Below are 17,107 nucleotides of genomic sequence, written 5' to 3'. Positions count from 1 at the left end.
CCGATGCCCGCCCGCAACCACCCACGACACCGCAAAGGGGCGGTTGAGCCGGGGACAGGTTAGTTAACAATAGTTACGAATGTTGCGCCCTCCCCGGCGCCGCCCCCGTGCCGCCCCTCGCCGGCCCTGCCCATCCATTGGCGGTCATACGCGGTCTCTAGCCTCTGTGCGTCGCCGATTCTGGCGGCCTCGCACCCTATGCCAAGGACACGCATACGATGACTTCCCGCCGCAAATTCCTGCAGAGCGTCGCCGGTTCCGGCCTGTCTGCCGCCGCGTTGGCCACCTTCCCGCCCGGCATCCGCCGCGCGCTGGCCATTCCCGCGCACCACGACACCGGCACCATCCAGGACGTCAAGCACGTCGTTCTGCTGATGATGGAAAACCGCTCGTTCGACAGCTACTTCGGCACGTACAAGGGCGTGCGCGGCTACGGCGACCGTTTCGCGGTGCCGGCCGCCAACGGCCAGAACATCTTCTACCAGAGCTATACCAAGACCAATCCACCCACCACCTATGCGCCGTACCACCTGGACGGAAACCAGGGCAACGCGCAGCGCGCAGGCAGCACGCCCCATGCGTGGGCCGATACGCAGGCCGCCTGGGACCAGGGCCGAATGGCCCACTGGCCGGATTCCAAGAACCCGCTGTCCATGGGCTACTACGAGGAAGCCGAAGTGCCGCTCCAGCGCGCACTGGCCGAGGCCTTCACCGTCTGTGACCACTATCACTGCGGCATGCACACCGGCACCATCGCCAACCGCCTGTTCTATTGGACCGGCACCAACGGCCCCAACGGGCGCGATCCCTCCGAAGGCGGCCCGGTGAACGTGGCGGTGCTGAACAACCAGTACAACGGCGGCAACGACATCGGCCCGTCCACCGAAGGCTGGACCTGGACGACGTACGCGGACCGCCTGCAACAGGCCGGCGTACATTGGAAGGTTTACCAGAGCCTGATCGACAACTACGGCTGCAACGAGATGATGAGCTTCCGCCACTGGCGCGCGGAAATCGAGAAAATGCCGGCGTCGCGCCGCCCGGTCTATGTGCCCAAGACGGACATCACGCAGGACGTCGGCCTGGCCGGCCCGGTCTACGACCCGCTGATCGACGATCCGCTCAGCCCGCTGGCCAAGGGTTTCGCCAACACCATGCCGCAAGGCTTCCTGGAGACCTTCCGCGCCGACATCCAGGCCGGCAAGCTGCCGGAAGTGTCGTGGATCATCGCGCCGTCCGCGTATAGCGAACACCCCGGGCCGTCCAGCCCCGCCAAGGGCGGCTGGTACATCCAGGAAGTGCTGGATGCGCTGACGGCCAATCCGGAGGTCTGGAGCAAGACCGTCCTGCTGATCAACTACGACGAAAACGACGGTTTCTTCGACCACCTGCCGCCGCCCACCGCGCCTTCGCACAATCCGGACGGCAGCCTGGCCGGCGGCTATACGCTGAAGGACGACGACATGGCGGTGGAATACCACAACTACACGCCGGCGACCTCCAGCCAGCCCGCCAAGGACGGCCGCCCCTACGGCCCCGGCCCCCGCGTGCCGATGTGGGTGGTATCGCCCTGGAGCCGTGGCGGCTGGGTGAATTCGCAGGTCTTCGATCACACCTCCACCCTGATGTTCCTGGAAAAGCGCTTTGGCGTGAAGGAGCCGCAGATCAGCCAGTACCGCCGTACGGTATGCGGCGACCTGACCAGCGCGTTCAACTTCGAGAATCCCAACAACGAGCCGCTGCCCACGCTGAACGGCACGTCGACCAAGACCCAGGTCGACGCCTTGACGGCGGCGCAGCAGAACGCGCCCAAGATCACGCCGCCCACCACGCCCAGCATGCCGGCGCAGGCCACCGGCGTGCGGCCGTCGCGCGCGCTGCCGTACGAACTGGACGCCGTCATCGACACGGACGCACGAAGCGGCACGGTCAAGCTGAAGTTCGCCAACACCGGCGATGCCGGCGCGGTGTTCCACGTGTACGACAAGCTGCACCTGGACCGCGTACCGCGCCGCTATGCGGTAGAGGCGCGGCGCTCGCTGCAAGGCAGCTGGGCGGCCGGTACGGACGATGGCGGCAAGTACGACCTGTGGGTACTGGGTCCCAACGGCTTCCACCGCCATTTCGCCGGCGACCTGAATCGCCTGGAAGGCCGCGATGCGGCCGCGCCGGAAGTCGAGTTCGAGCCGGACGGCAAGAGCGGCAACGTACGGCTGATCGTGCGCAACGAGGGCGACCGCGCGGTGGCTTGCAGCGTCAAGTCCAACCAGGCCTACGGTAGCCTGCAGGCGCGCGGCGGCGATTTCGAGCTGGGACCGGACGGTTCCTGGACGGCCAATGTGCGTCCGGGCCACAAGGCGCAGATGACTTTATCCCTACGCGACAGCGGCAACTGGTACGACTTGCAGGTGACGGCGGATTCGGATCCCGGCTTCGTGCGCCGCCTGGCCGGCCGCATCGAGACGGGCCGCCATTCCGTGAGCGATCCGGCCCTGGGGCTGCCCGACGGCTTTTGATAGGCTGTTGCGCGCTGTGGCAGGACCGGCCGGCGCGCCGGGGCGGCATCGCCCCGGCGCGCCGGCCCTCGATTGCCTGCCAGTACTTTGTCAGCCACGGAATCCGACGCCACGCATCGCCGGAAGTCGCGCCCTGCTCAAAGGTCGCGCCCTACTCAAAGCGGCTGCCGCAATTGCACACCCTCGGCGATATGCCGCGCTTCGACGATGTCCCGTCCTTCGAGATCCGCCGCCGTCCTGGCCACCCTCAGCATGCGGTGGGTGGCGCGGCCCGTGGCGTTCAGCCTCATGATCGCCTGCCGCAGCAACGCCCGGGCGTCGTCGTCCAGCGAACAATGCGCCTGCAGTTCGCGCGCATCCAGATGCGCATTCAGCTTGGCCTGCCGGGCGTGCTGACGCTCCCGGCAGGCCTGCACGCGCGCCCGCACCTGTGCGGAAGCCTCGCCCGGCGGCGCGTCCATCCAGTCCGGATCGGGTGGCGGTAGTTCGACCTGCAGGTCGATGCGATCCAGCAGCGGGCCGGACAGCCGGCTGCGATAGCGCTCCGCCTGCTCGGGCGTGCACCGGCAAGGGACGCGGGGATGGCCGCGCCATCCGCATGGACAGGGGTTCATGGCGGCGATCAGTTGGAAGCGGGCCGGATATTCCAGGGTGTGCGCGGCACGGGCGATCGCCACGCGCCCCGTTTCCAGGGGTTCGCGCAGCGACTCCAGCGCACGGCGATCGAATTCCGGCAGTTCGTCCAGGAACAGCACGCCATGATGCGCCAGGCTGATCTCGCCCGGACGAGGCTTCGCCCCGCCACCCGCCAGCGCGGCGGCGGTGGCGCAATGATGCGGTGCCCGAAACGGCGGCTGCAGGCTGAACGGCGCATCGCCGGCCGCCAGCCCCGCGATGGCCGCAACCTCCAGCGCCTGCATGTGGGACAAGGGCGGCAGCAAACCGGGCAGCCGGTGCGCCAGCATGCTCTTGCCGGCGCCGGGCGGCCCCACCATCAGCAGGCTGTGGCCGCCGGCGGCCGCGAGCTCCAGCGCCCGGCGCGCCCCACCCTGCCCGCGCACTTCCGACAGGCAGGGCCCATCCGGCACGGCCGGCCAGGGTGATGGCGCGGCGGGCGCGAGCGGCGCGGCCCCGCCCAGGTGCGCGACCACCTCCGCAAGCGTGCCGGCGGCCAGCACGCTCACGCCGGGAACGTGGGCCGCCTGCGCCGCGCTGGCCTTGGGCAGCACCAGCGTGGCGCACGGATTGTCTCGCGCCACGCCCAGGGCGATCGCCAAGGGCGCGGCCACCGGGACCAGTACGCCGGTCAGCGAAAGTTCGCCGGCGAACACCAGGTCGGCAAGGGATGAGGGCCCCGCCCCACGCCCCCGAAGTTCGGGCATCGCGATCTGCCCGGACGCCAGCAGCACGCCCACGGCGATGGGCAAGTCGAAACGCGCGGACTCCTTGCGCAGATCGGCCGGCGACAGACTGACGGTGAGGCGTCCGGCCGGAAACTCGAAACCGCTGTTCTGCATGGCGGCGCGCACGCGCTCGCGGCTTTCGCGCACCGCCACGTCCGCCAGGCCCACCACCGTGAACGACGGCAGGCCCGCGGCCACATGCACTTCCACCCGCACCGGCGCGGCACGCAGCCCCACCAGCGCCCGGCTGTTCAAGACGGCAAGACTCATCCGGCCCCCCGTGATGTCGGAAAGGGCCAGTATGGCGGGACCCGCCGCCACTTGGCGCCGGGGGTGACCGATATGTCGCGGCCCGGCGCCTGATGATGCCAGGGCCTGTTAACGCTGGAAGCAGTCTCGCCCTGGCCGCAGGGCGAGTGCACCTTCGGGCGTTGACGGCCTAGTGCCCCGGATGGACGGGCTCGCCCTCCACCGGCTGCACGACAGGGATGTCGCGGCACGCGGCCACCTTTACCAGCAAGGCCACGCAGGAGATCACGCCGGCGACGGCCACCACGCTGAAGATCCCTTCCAGGCTGAGGTGGCGCAAGCTCAGCTCCGCGACCAGGAACGATCCCGCGATGCCGCCGAAGCGCCCCACGCCCAGCATCCAGGCGACCCCGGTGGCGCGTCCCTGCGTGGGGTAGAACGCCGCCGCGAGCGCGGGCATGGAGCACTGCGCCGTATTCATCAACACGCCCGCGACGAGGATCGCGCCGATGAGCGCCCCTACGCTGCCCAGCGACTGGCCGATGGCGTACACGCTCAGCGCCGTCAGGGCATAGCAGCCGGCGACGACCTTGGTCGCGTTGAAGCGGTCCATCAGCATGCCGCACACGACGGCGCCCACGCCTCCTAGTGGAAACAAGGCCGACAGCAAGGTCGATTGCCCGGCGCTGAACCCCGCTTCCTTGAACAGGACGGGCATCCAGTTGATCAGGCCGTAGAAAATCACCAGGCCCATGAAGTAGGTGATCCACAGCATCAGCGACCCCACGATATAGGAACCGCTCAGCACGAGCCGCATATCGCTCTTGCGCGCGGGACCCGCCGCCGCTTCGCGCAGCGTGAAGGCCTGGATCGTGGCGGCGTCCGGGGAAATCCGGCGCAACACATCGCGTATCCGTTCGGCGGGCTTGCCCTTGGCGACGAGGTAGCGCACGGATTCCGGCAGCACGGCCAGCAGGATCGCCGCCAATACCAGCGGAACCACGCCGCCCAGCACCAGCACGCTGCGCCAGCCGAATTGCGGAATCATCCAGGCGGCAAGAAAGCCGCCTACCGCGGCCCCCAGCGGGAAGCCGCAGAACATCAGGTTCACCAAGGTGGCGCGGCGGCGATCCGGACAATACTCGCCTACCAGCGTGACGGCGTTGGGCATCGCCGCGCCCAGGCCGACGCCGGTCACGAATCGCAGTACGGTCAGCTGCGTCAGGCTACCCGCCAGCACGCAGGCCAGCGACGCCACGCCAAACAACGCGACCGAGCCGATCAGCAAGCCGCGCCGCCCCCACCGATCCGACAGCGGTCCCGAAACGATGGCGCCGAAGGCCAGGCCGAACAGCGCGGCGCTCAGCACCGGCCCCAGGCTGGACTTTTGCACGTGCCACTCGGCGATGAGCGACGGTGCGATGAAGCCCACCGCCGCCGTATCGAAACCGTCCAGCACGACGATCACAAAACACATGGCGAATATCAGCCACTGCAGGCGCGAGAACGGATGCTCGTTCAGGAAACGCTGCACGTCGATTACGTCTTTACCACTCATGTCTTCCTCCGGTCCTGGAACGCGTTCCGGGCGCGGCGCATGCCGCCCCGGACGCGGTCATTCGTTATAGGCAGGTTGGGACTGCATTGCCGCATGGCGCCGACAGGCGGCGCCGAACGCCTCGAACAAGGCGCGCGAAAAACCGTCGGTCCGCGCGCTGGTTTCCGGGTGCCATTGCACGCCTATCGCGAAGGCATGCCGGCGCAGCCGTATGGCCTCGACCAATCCATCCGGCGCCGCCGCCTCGACCGCCAACGGCGACGCGAGCGAGCCCACCCCTTGCATGTGCAGCGAGTTCACGGTGACGGTGCCGGCACCCGCCAAGGCCTCCAGCTTACCGCCCTCCGTCAGCGCGATCGGGTGCTTGAACCGGTAGCGCGCCTCCAGCGGTTCGCGCGGATCCTCGCGATGGTAGTCGGCGTAGCCATCGGTGTATATGTCGGGGCTGAGCGTGCCGCCGAACGCCACGTTCAGCTCCTGGAAGCCCCGGCATATCGCCAGGATGGGCATGTCGCGCGAGGCCGCGCCCTGCATCAAGGCGATGGCCACATGGTCGCGGTCCCGATCCAGCAGCATATCGGGACGCGCGGGCCCGCCGTACCTGGCCGGCTCGACGTTCGACGCCCCGCCCGGAAAGAGCAGGCCGCTGACGGCGTCCAGGTAGGGCGCCACATCCGCCAGCTGATCCGTCGCGGGAATCAGCACGGGAGCGACGCCGGCCACCGATATCAAGGCGTCGATATAGCTGTGCTTGGCGCTATGCAGGTCATGCTCGCCCACGTAGAACCTGTCGCACACCACGCCCACGATGGGGCGCCGCGTATCCTGTGTGTTCACCGCGCCTCCGCCGTGCTAGCCAGCAGCGATTTCAAGTCAAAGCCGGCGTCGCGCGCCTGCGCCGGTTCCACGGGGACGCGGGCGGCCAGCAGCTTGCGGGCCAGCATATGGTCCTGTGGACGGTTGACGCTGTCCACGGCGGCCAGATGCTCGCCGCGGAAATAGAAGACCGAGAACTTGCGCTGCTCGACGGAGCCCCGCACGGCATATTCCGTGGCGCCCGCGCTCAGGCCCGCCATCTGCAGTTTCAGGTCGTACTGGTCGGACCAGAACCAGGGCAGCGACACATGGGGCTCCGTGCGGCCCACCAGCGTGGCCGCCGCGGTCCTTGCCATGTCGTTCGCGTTCTGCACCGATTCGATCCGGCACGCCGGCGTGCCGGGGGGCATCCAGACGCACCGGAAAGACGCGCAGTCCCCGGCAGCCACGATATCGGGATCGCTGGTGCGGGCCATTTGGTCGACGAGGATACCGCCTTGCACGGCCAGGCCGCAATCCGCCGCAAGCTCCACATTGGGTTCGATGCCGATGCCGGCAACGACCAGGTCGCACGCCAGCAACGTGCCGTCATCCAGTTCGACGCCGCGCACCTGCCCCTGTTCTCCACGCACGGCGGCGACCTTGCGTCCCAGCGCGAACCGGACACCCTGGTCCCGGTGCACCTGGTCCACGAACGCGGACATCCAGGGCGAGGACACGCGCGCCAGTACGCGCTCGGCGGCCTCCACCACCGTCACGGCGACGCCGGCCTTGACCAGCGAGGCGGCGACTTCCAGGCCGATATACCCGCCGCCCACCACGACCGCGCTACGCGCCGACAGCATCTCGATGGCAAGCTCGGCGGCGTCGCGCAGGCTGCGCAGATAATGCACGCCCCGCAGCCCGGCGCCGTCGCAGTCCAGCCTGCGTGGCCGGGCACCCGTCGCGAACGCCAGCTTGTCGTAGGGCAGCCGGCTGCCGTCGTCCAGTTCGACGGTGTGCGCAGCGCGGTCCACCCGCACGGCGCGCACGCCGGACCGCAGTTCGATGCGCGCCTCCTCGAAGAAGGCCGGCGACCGCAGCTGCAGCCGGCCGGGGTCGTAGTTGCCGGCCAGGAAGGCCTTGGACAGCGGCGGACGATGGTAGGGCTCGGCATGCTCGTCGCCGACCATGACGACGCGCCCTTCATGACCCTGCTCGCGCACCGATGCCGCGATCTGCACGCCGGCATAGGACGCCCCTATCACCACTAGGTTCGCTTGCATGGCATCACCCCTGGTGGTCCGGGATACGCACGACCAGCCCGGCGGCAGCCTGCGTCACGATGATCTGGCAGCTGAGCCGGCTTTCCGGGCGGCGTTCGGCGGCGACGCCTTCCAGGAGTTCGGTCTCTTCGTCCTCGGGATCGGGAATCGCGCCGGTGGAAGAAGCATCGATATAGACATGGCAGGTCGCACAGGACAGGCATCCGCCGCATTCGGCGTCGATGCCCCGTATGTTCTCGCGTACGGCGGCCTCCATGACGCTCGTGCCTTCGGGCACGTCGACCTCTCGGCGGGCGCCGTCGCGCAGGATGTAAGTGATGATAGGCATGATTCAGCTCCGCACAGGGATGAACGGCGACGCGCCGTCAGAAGGTCCCGAAATACTCGCGGTGTTCCCACTCGGTGACTTCGAGGTTGAAGCGTTGGATTTCCGCTTCCTTCAACTTGCAGAAATAGTCGATGAACTGCGACCCCAGGCCGCGGCGCAGGCAAGCATCGCCGCGCAGCGCCTCGATCGCGTCCGCCAGGGTATGGGGCAGCGCCGGCGCCTCGGCTTCGTAAGGCACATCCGCCGACGGGCCCAGCGCCAGTTTCCGGTCCATGCCATCCATGCCGGACAGGATCTGCGAACCAAGGTATAGATAGGGGTTGGCCGCCGGCTCGCCCACGCGGTTTTCTATCCGCGTGGCGGGATCGTTCCTGCCGCCCAGCACGCGCGCCATGACGCCGCGATTGTCCCTGCCCCAGCTTGCCCGGTCGGGCGCGTTCGAATACGGCCGATATCGCTTGTAGCCGTTGATGGTGGGCGTGGACAGGGCGGTCGCCGCCTGGGCATGCGCGAGCAGGCCGGCCAGGTAGTGCTGGCCGACTTCCGACAGCATCGGCCCCTCTGCCGACGGCATGAAGGCATTCTTGCCATCGGACTTGCGCACCAGCGACTGATGCAGGTGCCAGCCGCTGGACACCACATTGGGAATCCGCGGGCGGCACATGAAGGTCGCGTGATAGCCGTTGCGCTGGCAGATCTGCTTGACCGCGCTGCGGAACAGGACCATGTCGTCCGCGCTGCGGATCCCGCCCGACGGGGCGAAGGTGAACTCCAGCTGGCTGGGCCCGTACTCGACCTCCAGCGTGCGCACCGGCAGCTCCAGCCCGTCGATGCCGCGGCGGATCATCTCGATGACCGAATCCACCGCGTCGTAGCGCAGCTCCGTCAGGTATTGATAGCCATGCGTCAGCACGTCGACGTCCGGCGGCTCCCCAGGCTGGCCCGCGTGCTCGGGCTTCATGCGGGCGTCGTTCACCTTGAATACATGGAACTCCACCTCCAGGCCCGAGATGAATTCATAGCCGCGCTGGTCCAGCTCCGCCAGGGCGCGTCCGTACAGATGGCGTGTGGCGAAGGGCACCGGTTTGCCATTGGCGAAATAGACGTCGCACAGGACCCAGCCCGTGTGCGGCGCCCAGGGCAGCACCCGGAACGTCAGCGGGTCCGCCACCAGCAAGGTGTCGCAGGCGCCTTGCATCTCGGGCATGTCGAAGCCGCCGCCATGGGAAAAAACGGGAAAGACAGTCCGGTGGGACGTGTCCTTGGCAAACAGCGTCGTCGTGCAGGTGACGCCGCTCTTGAAAGCCTTGATGGCCTCGTCCAGCACCAGGGTCTTGCCGCGCAAGAGCCCGTGCTGGTCGGGAAACGAAAAACGCACAAGTTGGACGCCGCTGCCTTTCAGGCGTTCCAGATGCGCCGCATGGGCGGCATGCTGCTCGGCATTCCACAGTCCGTGGATTTCGACGAAGGACATGGTGTTATCGCGCCGTGCCGGCGACGGTATCGCCGTGGACGCGCCTCCTCAGGATATCGGGAAAGGGTCTGGACCTTACTTGGCGCACCAGGGCGCGCGTTCGCGCCGCGCCGCATCCGACTCCTTCCAATAGTCGTCCCAGCGGTCCGCCGGGCCGATGCCGTCTATCGATGCCGGCCCCGTCATCTGCGATGCCTGCGCCTCGTCGATCACCATCAGGGTCTTCTGCCCCGCCTGCGCTTTTTCAATGGCGTCCACCAGCAGGCGCCGGTATGCGATGATGCCCTTGTCGGTGGTGCCCAGATGCTCGCGGGTCCTGTCCTGGATGTCGCCCTGCGACTCGACGGCCCATTGATCGTGCACATTGATGTCGAAGCCCATGCCGGTGTAGGTCTGGGTCTGCTGTTCCTGCGGGTCGAATCCGTAGTTGTTGCGCTTGTTCCGGCGCGACGTATAGTCGGGAAGCTCGTACAGCTCCAACCGCTGCGCGCGCATCTTGACCTTGTCCGTGGGCGTGGTGAAGCTGGTGAAGACGGCATACCAGTAGCAGTTCCGGTCGTCCACCGGGACATGCCATTGGGTGATGGTCATCTCGGCGCTCATCGGTATGACGAAGGCCTGTGGAAACACCAGGTTCGTCACCCGCACATGGGTTTGCGCTTCGTCCAGGGGCCGCTTGGCGATCAGCCGCAGCCCATATTCCGTCGGGTTCACCAGGATTTCGGGCGCTTCATACTCGCGCAGCACCTTGGTGATCGGCATCTCGGAATTCGCCGAGGCCCCGCGGAACTGCTTGCCGTAGCTGGCCCCGGTGTCCTCGTCCTCGAAAAAGCGATGCAGGTAGGAAGCATGCGCGGGGTCGATGCCCACCTCCAGGGCCTGCAGCCAATTGCATTCGAACAGCCCCTTGAACGCGAAGGTGTATTCGCCCGGCGCCGCGAAGCAATCGAAATGGGGAAACGCCGGGGGCTCGCCTTCGCCGATGTAGGCGAACAGAATGCCGCTGCGTTCGACGACCGGATAGGCGCGCTGGCGGATCTTCTTGCACAAGGTGCTGCCCGCCGGCTCTCCCGGCGTGGCCAGGCACGATCCCTTGACGTCGAAGAGCCAGCCATGGAACGCGCAGCGCAGGCCGCCGTTCTCCAGGCGCCCGCCGGCCAGGTCCGCGCCCCGGTGCGGACAGTCGCGGTCCAGCATGCCGTAGCGGCCGTCCTCGTCGCGGAACACCACGAAGTCCTGCCCCATCAGGCGAACCGCCTTCAGCGGCCGGATGGACGGCAGTTCCTCCACCAGGGCAACAGGTTGCCAATAGTTCCGCAGCAGGCGGCCGGCCGGCGTGCCGGGCCCGACGCGGGTAATCAATTCGTTTTGCTGGGCGCTCATCATGATCGCTACTCCTCCAGGATGCAGACGCTGCGGGCGCGTATGCACGCCTTCCGTCCTTGCATGCAACGTTAAAGGAGTGAATTCAGTTTTTCAATCGATGTATGCAGCACCTCGCGTTGACCTACTGCGACCGCAGGTGAGAAATAGTGGTTATATCGTTGTTTTTGCTTGATTTATTTGATAAAACGGGGATGCATGACTAAGGGAAAATCCTAGGTGAAAGGCGCACCACAGACCTATGTTGCATACATCGACGAACATATTTTGGTCGACGCCTACGCCACGACACCGCCAGGCACTAGAATGGTGGGCATATCGACGACCCACCGTCCCGGAGAACCCACATGGAATCGCAACAGGAACGCGTCCTGGTGCAACTGCGCGACCTCATCCTGAAAGGCGAGTTTTCGCCGGGCGAACGGCTGGGGGAAGTGGCGCTGGCCGAGCGCTTGAAGGCCTCGCGCACACCGGTGCGGCTGGCGCTGACGACGCTGGAACAGGAGGGGCTGGTCGAGCCGTCCCCGGCGGGCGGCTACGTCATGCGGCGCCTGACGGCGGCGGAGATCGCCGACGCGATCGCGGTACGGGGCCACCTGGAAGGCATGGCGGCCCGGCTGGTGGCCGAACACGGGGTGTCCCGGCAACTGGCGCTGGGCCTGCACGAATGCCTGAAGGCCGGGGATCGCGCGTTGAACAAACCGGAACTCGACCTGGACGACTACGCCGCCTACACCGACATGAACACGCGCTTCCACCAGCTGGTCGTGGAAGCGTCGGGAAACGCGGCCTTGATACGGGCCATCGAGGTCAACAATCGCCTTCCCTTTGCCGCCGCAAGCGCCATGCTGCCGATGCAGTCGACGATAGGAGAAGGCCGCCAGTGGCTGTATATCGCCCACCGGCAGCACCACAGCCTGGTGCAGGCCATGGAACGCGGCGAGGGCACGCGGGCCCAGGCCATCGCATCCGAGCACGTGCAGATCGCCCAGATGAACCTGGACTACGCGCTCGAGCGTCCGGAGGCCTCGGTCAAGCTGGCCCCGGCGTTCCGCCTGGTCGCGGAAGCCGTGCTGTAGCGCGCCCCGCCATCGCACCGGGGACGGCCGGGCATACGCTCGCGCCGATCAATCCACCTTCAGGTTGCGCTCGCGCACGATGGTGGCCCAACGATCGATCTCCGCGTTGGTGAACGCCTGGAATTGCTCCGGCGTGCTGCCCACCACGTCGATGCCGGCGCCACCCAGTTTTTCCTTCACGTCCGGCATCTGCAGGACCTTCTGGATATCGGCCGAAATACGCTTGACTGTCGCATCGGGCATGGACGCGGGCGCATACAGCCCATACCACAACACCGTTTCATAGCCGGGCAGGCCAGCCTCTTCCATGGTGGGCACGTCCGGCAAGGCGGGCGAGCGCGTCTTGCTGGTCACCGCCAGCGCGTGCACCTTGCCTGCCTTCACCAGCGGAAGACTGACGGGCAGCCCCGGGAAGTACAGCTGCACATCGCCCGCCGCGGCGGCCGTCAGGGCCTGCGAGCCGCCGGTGTAAGGCACATGCATCATCTGCAGGTGCGCCATGGTGGCGAACAGCTCCGCGGCCATGTCGTCGGCGTTGCCGATGCCGGCACTGCTGAAATTCAATTGGTTGGGCTTGGACTTCGCCAGGTTGATGAAGTCCTGCAGGTTCTTGACCGGCAGGCTGGGCGTCACCACCACCACATGCGGCATTGCCGTCACCTGCGAGACCGCCTTCAGGTCCTTGCGCAGGCTGTATTTCAACCGCGGATACAGGGAGGCGCTGACGGTGATCGCGTTCTGCGCGATCAGCAGCGTGTGCCCGTCGTCCGCACGCGCCACGTGTTCGGCGGCGATATTGCCTGCCGCGCCGGCGCGATTCTCGACGATGACGGCCTGGCCCCAGAGCTCGGCCAGCTTGGGGCTGATGGTTCGCGCGACCAGATCCATGCTGCTGCCGGCCGCCAGGCCGGAAACGACGCGCACCGTCCTGGTCGGAAACTCATGCGCGCTCTGCGCCGATGCCGATGCAAGGATGGCCTGCGCGCACAGGGCAACGCCGGCCTGGATGATCAATTTGCGGTTCATTTGAAGGTCTCCTCTCTTGCCGGGGCCCGCGCCCCGGCCTAGCGCGTGGCGGCCGCTCGCGCGGCCAGAAATCAGAATGGAAACGGCACGCCGGCCTCGCGGGCGACGCGCTCGACGTCGGCCAGCGTATCGGCGGGAAGCAGCAGGCCATGCGCGCGGTTCTCCGCATCCGCCTGGACTTCCATCTCGCCGGGGTAATAGACCTGGCGATGGCCCGGCGCCACCGGCACGTCCTTGAGCGACGCGATATAGGCGTCGATGCGGGAATTGAATTCCTCGATGGGCTGGAACGCCGCCACGTTCAGGGCGATCATCAGATGGCCGGCGCCGCTGCGGTTGACCGGGTCGTAGGGCCCATGCACGCCGTCCAGGAACTGGCTGCCCGACAGCACGCCGGACAACACATCCACCATCACGCCCATGACATAGCCCTTGTGGCCGGCCATCGGCAGGATGAAGCCTTCCAGCGCCGCCTTCGGGTCGGTGGTCGGGTTGCCCTGCGCATCGATCGCCCAATGCGGCGGAATGGGCTCGCGACGCTTGTTGGCCAGATAGATCTTGCCGCGCGCGACACCGGAATTGGCCATGTCCATGACCACCGGCGGATGGCTGCCGCCGGGCGTGGCGATCGACCAAGGGTTGGTGCCGATCTTCTTCTTCAGGCCGCCCCATGGCGCCATATTCGGCCCCGCGTTGCTCATCAGCATCATCACGCAGCCTTGCTGCGCGCCGATGCGGGTGTAATACATGCAGGTGCCGAAGTGATTCGAGTTGCGGATGGACACCACCCCCACGCCATGCTTGCGCGCGCGTCCCACCGCTTCGTCCACCGCGCGACGCGCCACCACCTGGCCCACGCCGTCGCCGCCATCCATGACGGCGATCGCGCCCGCGTCCACGGCAATGCGGGTCTCGGTCACCGCCTTCATGGCGCCCGAACGCAGCCGGGCGTAGTACCAGCCCAGGCGCAGCATGCCATGCGACTGGTGGCCCCACAGGTCGGCCTGCACCAGCGTATCGGCCGCCAGCAAGGCATCTTCGGCCGGGACCCCGGCGCTTTCGTAGACGGCCGCGGCCAGTGCGCGCACCCGTGCGGGGTCCAGGCCTTGTGCGCCCGGCTGGGGGGAAAGAGTGTCTTCCATGGATATTCCTGTGAAGTTGCGCGTCATGCGGCGTGCGAATACATGGGCTGTCCCGGGACATCCATGCGGGCGACCAGGACGCAGCCGCTCTCGGATTCGGTGATGTACAGGTCGCGGTTGTCCGCGCCGCCGAAGGCGATATTGGTGGTCATGTGTCCCATGCAGGAGTCGATGCGCAGCAGCGGTTCGCCGCGCGGCGAAAACTTCCACACGGCCCCCATGCCGGCATGGGCGACGTACAGGTTGCCCGCCTGGTCCACCGCCATGCCATCCGGCCCGCTGCCGCCCGACATCTGCACGAACAGCCCCACCCGCGTCAGCGAGCGGTCGGGCAGCACCATCGCGCGCCACACGCAGTTGCCACGCGTGGCCGCCACATAGAGCATGTTCTCGGCCGGGTTCATGACGATGCCGTTGGGACTTGGCACGTTATCGAGCAGGCATTCCAGGTAGCCGTCGGCGCCCTGCCGGTACACGCGTCCCGACGGGTCCTGCAGGCCGGTCTGGCCCTGGTCGGTGAAATACAGATCGCCGTTGGACGCGAAGAACAGGTCGTTGGGACCCTTGAAGCCTTCGGTGCGCGCCCGGCGGATGTACGGGGCCACGCGCCCGGCATCCGGATCCAGCAGCAGGATGCCGTTCTTGTGATCGGCGACGAAGATGCGGCCGTCGCGATGGATCTTCAGGCCGTTGGGCTCGCCGTCGTATTCGATCAGCTGCGTCACCTCGCCGGATGGGGACACCCGGAAGATCAGGCCGAAGGCGATGTCGACCAGGTAGAGGTTGCCGTCCTTGTCGAACGACGGGCCTTCGATGTAGCTGTCGGTGGCGCGCGTGCCCTTGCCGGCGCGCAGGCGCTCTTCCGACAGCTGGCCGGCCTTGCGGTATCGATCGGGAATGCGGGTAAAAACCTCGGTCTTCATGACCGGCGGTGCGGCATACATGGCGGTCTCCTTTTCTTGCGCCGGGCGCGGGCCCGTGGGCTACAGCGGCAACTCCAGGTCCAGCAGCGGGGCATGCTGCTGGGCGCCGTAGACATCGGTGTCGCCGATGGCGCCCGATACGATGCGCCGCGGCAAGGTGGCCTTGTAGGCCAGCGCCGGAGGATATTCCGTGAACAGGACGTCGGCCGGCGCAACGCCGTACAGGGCGGCGATGCGCTCGCGCGTGATCACGCCCGTGCGGCGCACCTTTTCGAACATTTCCTCGCTGTCGAACATGATGTCCAGCGTCAGTTCGAAGGGCCCGGCATTCTTGCTCTTGCAGGCCTTCGCGATATCTCTCAGTTTGATCATTGCGGACTCCCTCCGTGGATGGCCGTACCGCCGCCGCGCGACTTTCGCCGGCGCAGGCGGGCGGCCGCGTGGCGTTAAACGGTTTCGTACTCGATAGGGAACATCGCCAGCGGATCATCGGTGCGAATGACGTGCTGCAGGGTGAACTCGTACACCGCGCCCCGTTCGATGTCGGAAGGCGAGAACGGGAAAGCCATATTGCCCTCCCGGCACAGCCGGCCGGGAAAGTCGCTGTGCAGCAGCGTCACGCGCGTCAGCGCCAGCGCGGCATTGGCGATTTCCTGGTTTTCCCCCACCACTTCCGCCAGGATGCCGATTTCGTGGCTGCGCGCGCCGTGCAGAGGCTCCCATTCCCCCATCACGCCGTCCTTGCCGTACAGGCGGATAACGATGCGGTAGCGGTCCCGCGCAATGCCGAGCGCCGCTATCTTGGTGTGCGAGGACTCGGTCACGGCAGCAATGAAGCTGTCCAGCTGGCCGATCAGCCCCGGATCGCGCGTGCCGGCGAAGGCGATCGCGCTGTAGCCCGAGCAGGCCGCGCCTTCCAGCTTGATGGTGTAAGGCGCCGGGGTCCATTGCATGCCGGATATCCGCACGCGCCGGTCTGAAACGGCGTGCATCACGCAGGCGCTCGTATCCAGCACGCCACCGGGTTCGTAGCGCACGATAGGACTGGCGCTTTCATGCAGCGCCTGCACGGACACCGACAGCGGCGTGCACCGCAGTTCGGGATTCGCGGGTTCCACTTCCACGTAATCGGATCCGACCGTGGCGATCAGGCAATCGTGCTTCTTGGGCAAGGCGGCGTTGCAGGCGCACTCCAGCAGCTTGCCCGCATACCACGCGGGCGCGGGCGGTATGCCATGGTGGGCGGCCAGCGCTACCCAAGGCGCGGGATCGGTGCCACGGCCGGCCAGGATGACCTGCGCGCCGGCGCGCAGCGCCGCCAGGTGCGGCTCGGGCCCCATCATGCCGACGATACGTTCCGCGCGATCGACGGTTTCCTCGCTCAAGGGCGCGGCCTTGCCCAGCGGCCGCACACGGCCGGCGCGGATGCCGGCCTTCAGGCTTTCCTTGTCCTGTTCGGCATGGATCAAGGCCATCTTGAAGTGCATGCCTTCTTCGCGGGCGATCTCGCGCACCAGCGCCGCGCAGGCCTGCAGGTGCGGCTCGCCGCCGGCACCGCCGCAGGTACCGATCATCATCGGGATGTCCAGCGCGATCGCCCCGCGCAGCAGCAGCCGCATATCGCGCTTCATCTGCAGCGGGGAATTCAGCGTCTTGCCCGAACCCAGGTAGTGAGGACCGGGGTCCGAACTGCCCCCGTCGACGCCGATCATATGCGGGCGCGCCTTCAAAGCCGTCGCCAGCGAGGCCTCGGGGAATCCATAACCCAGGATCCCGCTCGCGGAAACCATCCGTACTTCGTTCGCCATGTGTCTACCTCCCGCGGATTTTGTGGAATGATGTCGGCTGGTCGCGCGGCAGCCTCGCACTTTCGTTCCTGGAGCGCCGCGCGGCAAGCGATCATTCGAGAGGGGGGACATGCCGGTTCGGCATGACACTTCCCGGG

Annotated in this window: 14 protein-coding genes; 2 read left to right on the top strand and 12 right to left on the bottom strand. The window is 67.1% G+C overall.

The annotated features are described in order from the left end of the window. Nucleotides 1–218 precede the first annotated feature (218 nt). Nucleotides 219–2,516: a phosphocholine-specific phospholipase C gene (locus AKI39_RS09295; RefSeq protein ID WP_066634741.1), complete on the top strand. Its 2,298-nt coding sequence runs from the start codon at nt 219–221 to the stop codon at nt 2,514–2,516. A gap of 155 nt (nt 2,517–2,671) precedes the next feature. Here the strand turns inward: AKI39_RS09295 and AKI39_RS09290 are convergent, their stop codons facing one another. The 7 genes from AKI39_RS09290 to AKI39_RS09260 all read right to left on the bottom strand — a co-directional run bounded on the left by AKI39_RS09290 (nt 2,672) and on the right by AKI39_RS09260 (nt 10,995). Beyond that, the gene (locus tag AKI39_RS09290; protein ID WP_066642568.1) at nt 2,672–4,189 is read right to left on the bottom strand and encodes a YifB family Mg chelatase-like AAA ATPase; all 1,518 of its coding nucleotides are present in this window, start codon (nt 4,187–4,189) and stop codon (nt 2,672–2,674) included. Nucleotides 4,190–4,358: 169 nt separating this feature from the next. Next, entirely contained in the window at nt 4,359–5,726 is a 1,368-nt protein-coding gene (locus AKI39_RS09285) for an MFS transporter (protein ID WP_066634734.1), read from the bottom strand. Between the two features lie 57 nt (nt 5,727–5,783). Further along, on the bottom strand, nt 5,784–6,563 hold the full coding sequence (locus AKI39_RS09280) for a gamma-glutamyl-gamma-aminobutyrate hydrolase family protein (RefSeq protein ID WP_066634732.1): 780 nt from the start codon (nt 6,561–6,563) through the stop codon (nt 5,784–5,786). Then, nucleotides 6,560–7,807, bottom strand: a complete 1,248-nt coding sequence (locus AKI39_RS09275) for an NAD(P)/FAD-dependent oxidoreductase (protein WP_201258558.1) — start codon at nt 7,805–7,807, stop codon at nt 6,560–6,562. Before AKI39_RS09275 ends, AKI39_RS09280 begins: the two co-directional genes overlap by 4 nt. A gap of 4 nt (nt 7,808–7,811) precedes the next feature. Then, nucleotides 7,812–8,135, bottom strand: a complete 324-nt coding sequence (locus AKI39_RS09270) for a 2Fe-2S iron-sulfur cluster-binding protein (RefSeq protein ID WP_066634728.1) — start codon at nt 8,133–8,135, stop codon at nt 7,812–7,814. Nucleotides 8,136–8,172: 37 nt separating this feature from the next. Beyond that, complete coding sequence (locus tag AKI39_RS09265; protein WP_066634726.1) at nt 8,173–9,609, bottom strand: glutamine synthetase family protein; 1,437 nt, start codon at nt 9,607–9,609, stop codon at nt 8,173–8,175. 75 nt (nt 9,610–9,684) lie between these two features. Then, nucleotides 9,685–10,995 carry an aromatic ring-hydroxylating dioxygenase subunit alpha gene (locus AKI39_RS09260; protein ID WP_066634720.1) on the bottom strand — a complete coding sequence of 437 codons (1,311 nt, stop codon included), beginning with the start codon at nt 10,993–10,995 and terminating at the stop codon, nt 9,685–9,687. Nucleotides 10,996–11,339: 344 nt separating this feature from the next. Between AKI39_RS09260 and AKI39_RS09255 the strand changes: the two genes are divergently transcribed. Beyond that, a complete protein-coding gene (locus tag AKI39_RS09255) occupies nt 11,340–12,071 on the top strand; it encodes a GntR family transcriptional regulator (protein WP_066634716.1) in 732 nt (243 codons plus the stop codon). A gap of 48 nt (nt 12,072–12,119) precedes the next feature. Here the strand turns inward: AKI39_RS09255 and AKI39_RS09250 are convergent, their stop codons facing one another. The 5 genes from AKI39_RS09250 to AKI39_RS09230 form a co-directional block, all read right to left on the bottom strand. Further along, entirely contained in the window at nt 12,120–13,097 is a 978-nt protein-coding gene (locus AKI39_RS09250; protein WP_066634715.1) for a Bug family tripartite tricarboxylate transporter substrate binding protein, read from the bottom strand. Nucleotides 13,098–13,168: 71 nt separating this feature from the next. Then, nucleotides 13,169–14,239: an Ldh family oxidoreductase gene (locus AKI39_RS09245; protein ID WP_066634713.1), complete on the bottom strand. Its 1,071-nt coding sequence runs from the start codon at nt 14,237–14,239 to the stop codon at nt 13,169–13,171. A gap of 23 nt (nt 14,240–14,262) precedes the next feature. After that, nucleotides 14,263–15,183, bottom strand: coding sequence for an SMP-30/gluconolactonase/LRE family protein (locus tag AKI39_RS09240; RefSeq protein WP_066634710.1), 921 nt, complete (start codon nt 15,181–15,183; stop codon nt 14,263–14,265). Nucleotides 15,184–15,222: 39 nt separating this feature from the next. After that, entirely contained in the window at nt 15,223–15,534 is a 312-nt protein-coding gene (locus AKI39_RS09235; RefSeq protein WP_066634708.1) for a DUF4387 domain-containing protein, read from the bottom strand. Between the two features lie 74 nt (nt 15,535–15,608). Continuing rightward, nucleotides 15,609–16,970 carry an acyclic terpene utilization AtuA family protein gene (locus AKI39_RS09230; RefSeq protein ID WP_066634698.1) on the bottom strand — a complete coding sequence of 454 codons (1,362 nt, stop codon included), beginning with the start codon at nt 16,968–16,970 and terminating at the stop codon, nt 15,609–15,611. Nucleotides 16,971–17,107 lie beyond the last annotated feature (137 nt).

Origin of the sequence: Bordetella sp. H567, from assembly GCF_001704295.1 — a bacterium.
Classification (GTDB): domain Bacteria; phylum Pseudomonadota; class Gammaproteobacteria; order Burkholderiales; family Burkholderiaceae_B; genus Bordetella_C.
This window is presented reverse-complemented; position numbering and strand designations above follow the sequence as displayed.

What these genes read in the sequence shown, in the direction of transcription:
- AKI39_RS09260 (WP_066634720.1), bottom strand. Translation starts at nt 10,995, where the DNA reads ATGATGAGCGCCCAGCAAAACGAATTGATTACCCGCGTCGGGCCCGGC.
- AKI39_RS09250 (WP_066634715.1), bottom strand. Translation starts at nt 13,097, where the DNA reads ATGAACCGCAAATTGATCATCCAGGCCGGCGTTGCCCTGTGCGCGCAG.
- AKI39_RS09290 (WP_066642568.1), bottom strand. Translation starts at nt 4,189, where the DNA reads ATGAGTCTTGCCGTCTTGAACAGCCGGGCGCTGGTGGGGCTGCGTGCC.
- AKI39_RS09265 (WP_066634726.1), bottom strand. Translation starts at nt 9,609, where the DNA reads ATGTCCTTCGTCGAAATCCACGGACTGTGGAATGCCGAGCAGCATGCC.
- AKI39_RS09235 (WP_066634708.1), bottom strand. Translation starts at nt 15,534, where the DNA reads ATGATCAAACTGAGAGATATCGCGAAGGCCTGCAAGAGCAAGAATGCC.
- AKI39_RS09270 (WP_066634728.1), bottom strand. Translation starts at nt 8,135, where the DNA reads ATGCCTATCATCACTTACATCCTGCGCGACGGCGCCCGCCGAGAGGTC.
- AKI39_RS09285 (WP_066634734.1), bottom strand. Translation starts at nt 5,726, where the DNA reads ATGAGTGGTAAAGACGTAATCGACGTGCAGCGTTTCCTGAACGAGCAT.
- AKI39_RS09275 (WP_201258558.1), bottom strand. Translation starts at nt 7,807, where the DNA reads ATGCAAGCGAACCTAGTGGTGATAGGGGCGTCCTATGCCGGCGTGCAG.
- AKI39_RS09255 (WP_066634716.1), top strand. Translation starts at nt 11,340, where the DNA reads ATGGAATCGCAACAGGAACGCGTCCTGGTGCAACTGCGCGACCTCATC.
- AKI39_RS09245 (WP_066634713.1), bottom strand. Translation starts at nt 14,239, where the DNA reads ATGGAAGACACTCTTTCCCCCCAGCCGGGCGCACAAGGCCTGGACCCC.
- AKI39_RS09240 (WP_066634710.1), bottom strand. Translation starts at nt 15,183, where the DNA reads ATGTATGCCGCACCGCCGGTCATGAAGACCGAGGTTTTTACCCGCATT.
- AKI39_RS09295 (WP_066634741.1), top strand. Translation starts at nt 219, where the DNA reads ATGACTTCCCGCCGCAAATTCCTGCAGAGCGTCGCCGGTTCCGGCCTG.
- AKI39_RS09230 (WP_066634698.1), bottom strand. Translation starts at nt 16,970, where the DNA reads ATGGCGAACGAAGTACGGATGGTTTCCGCGAGCGGGATCCTGGGTTAT.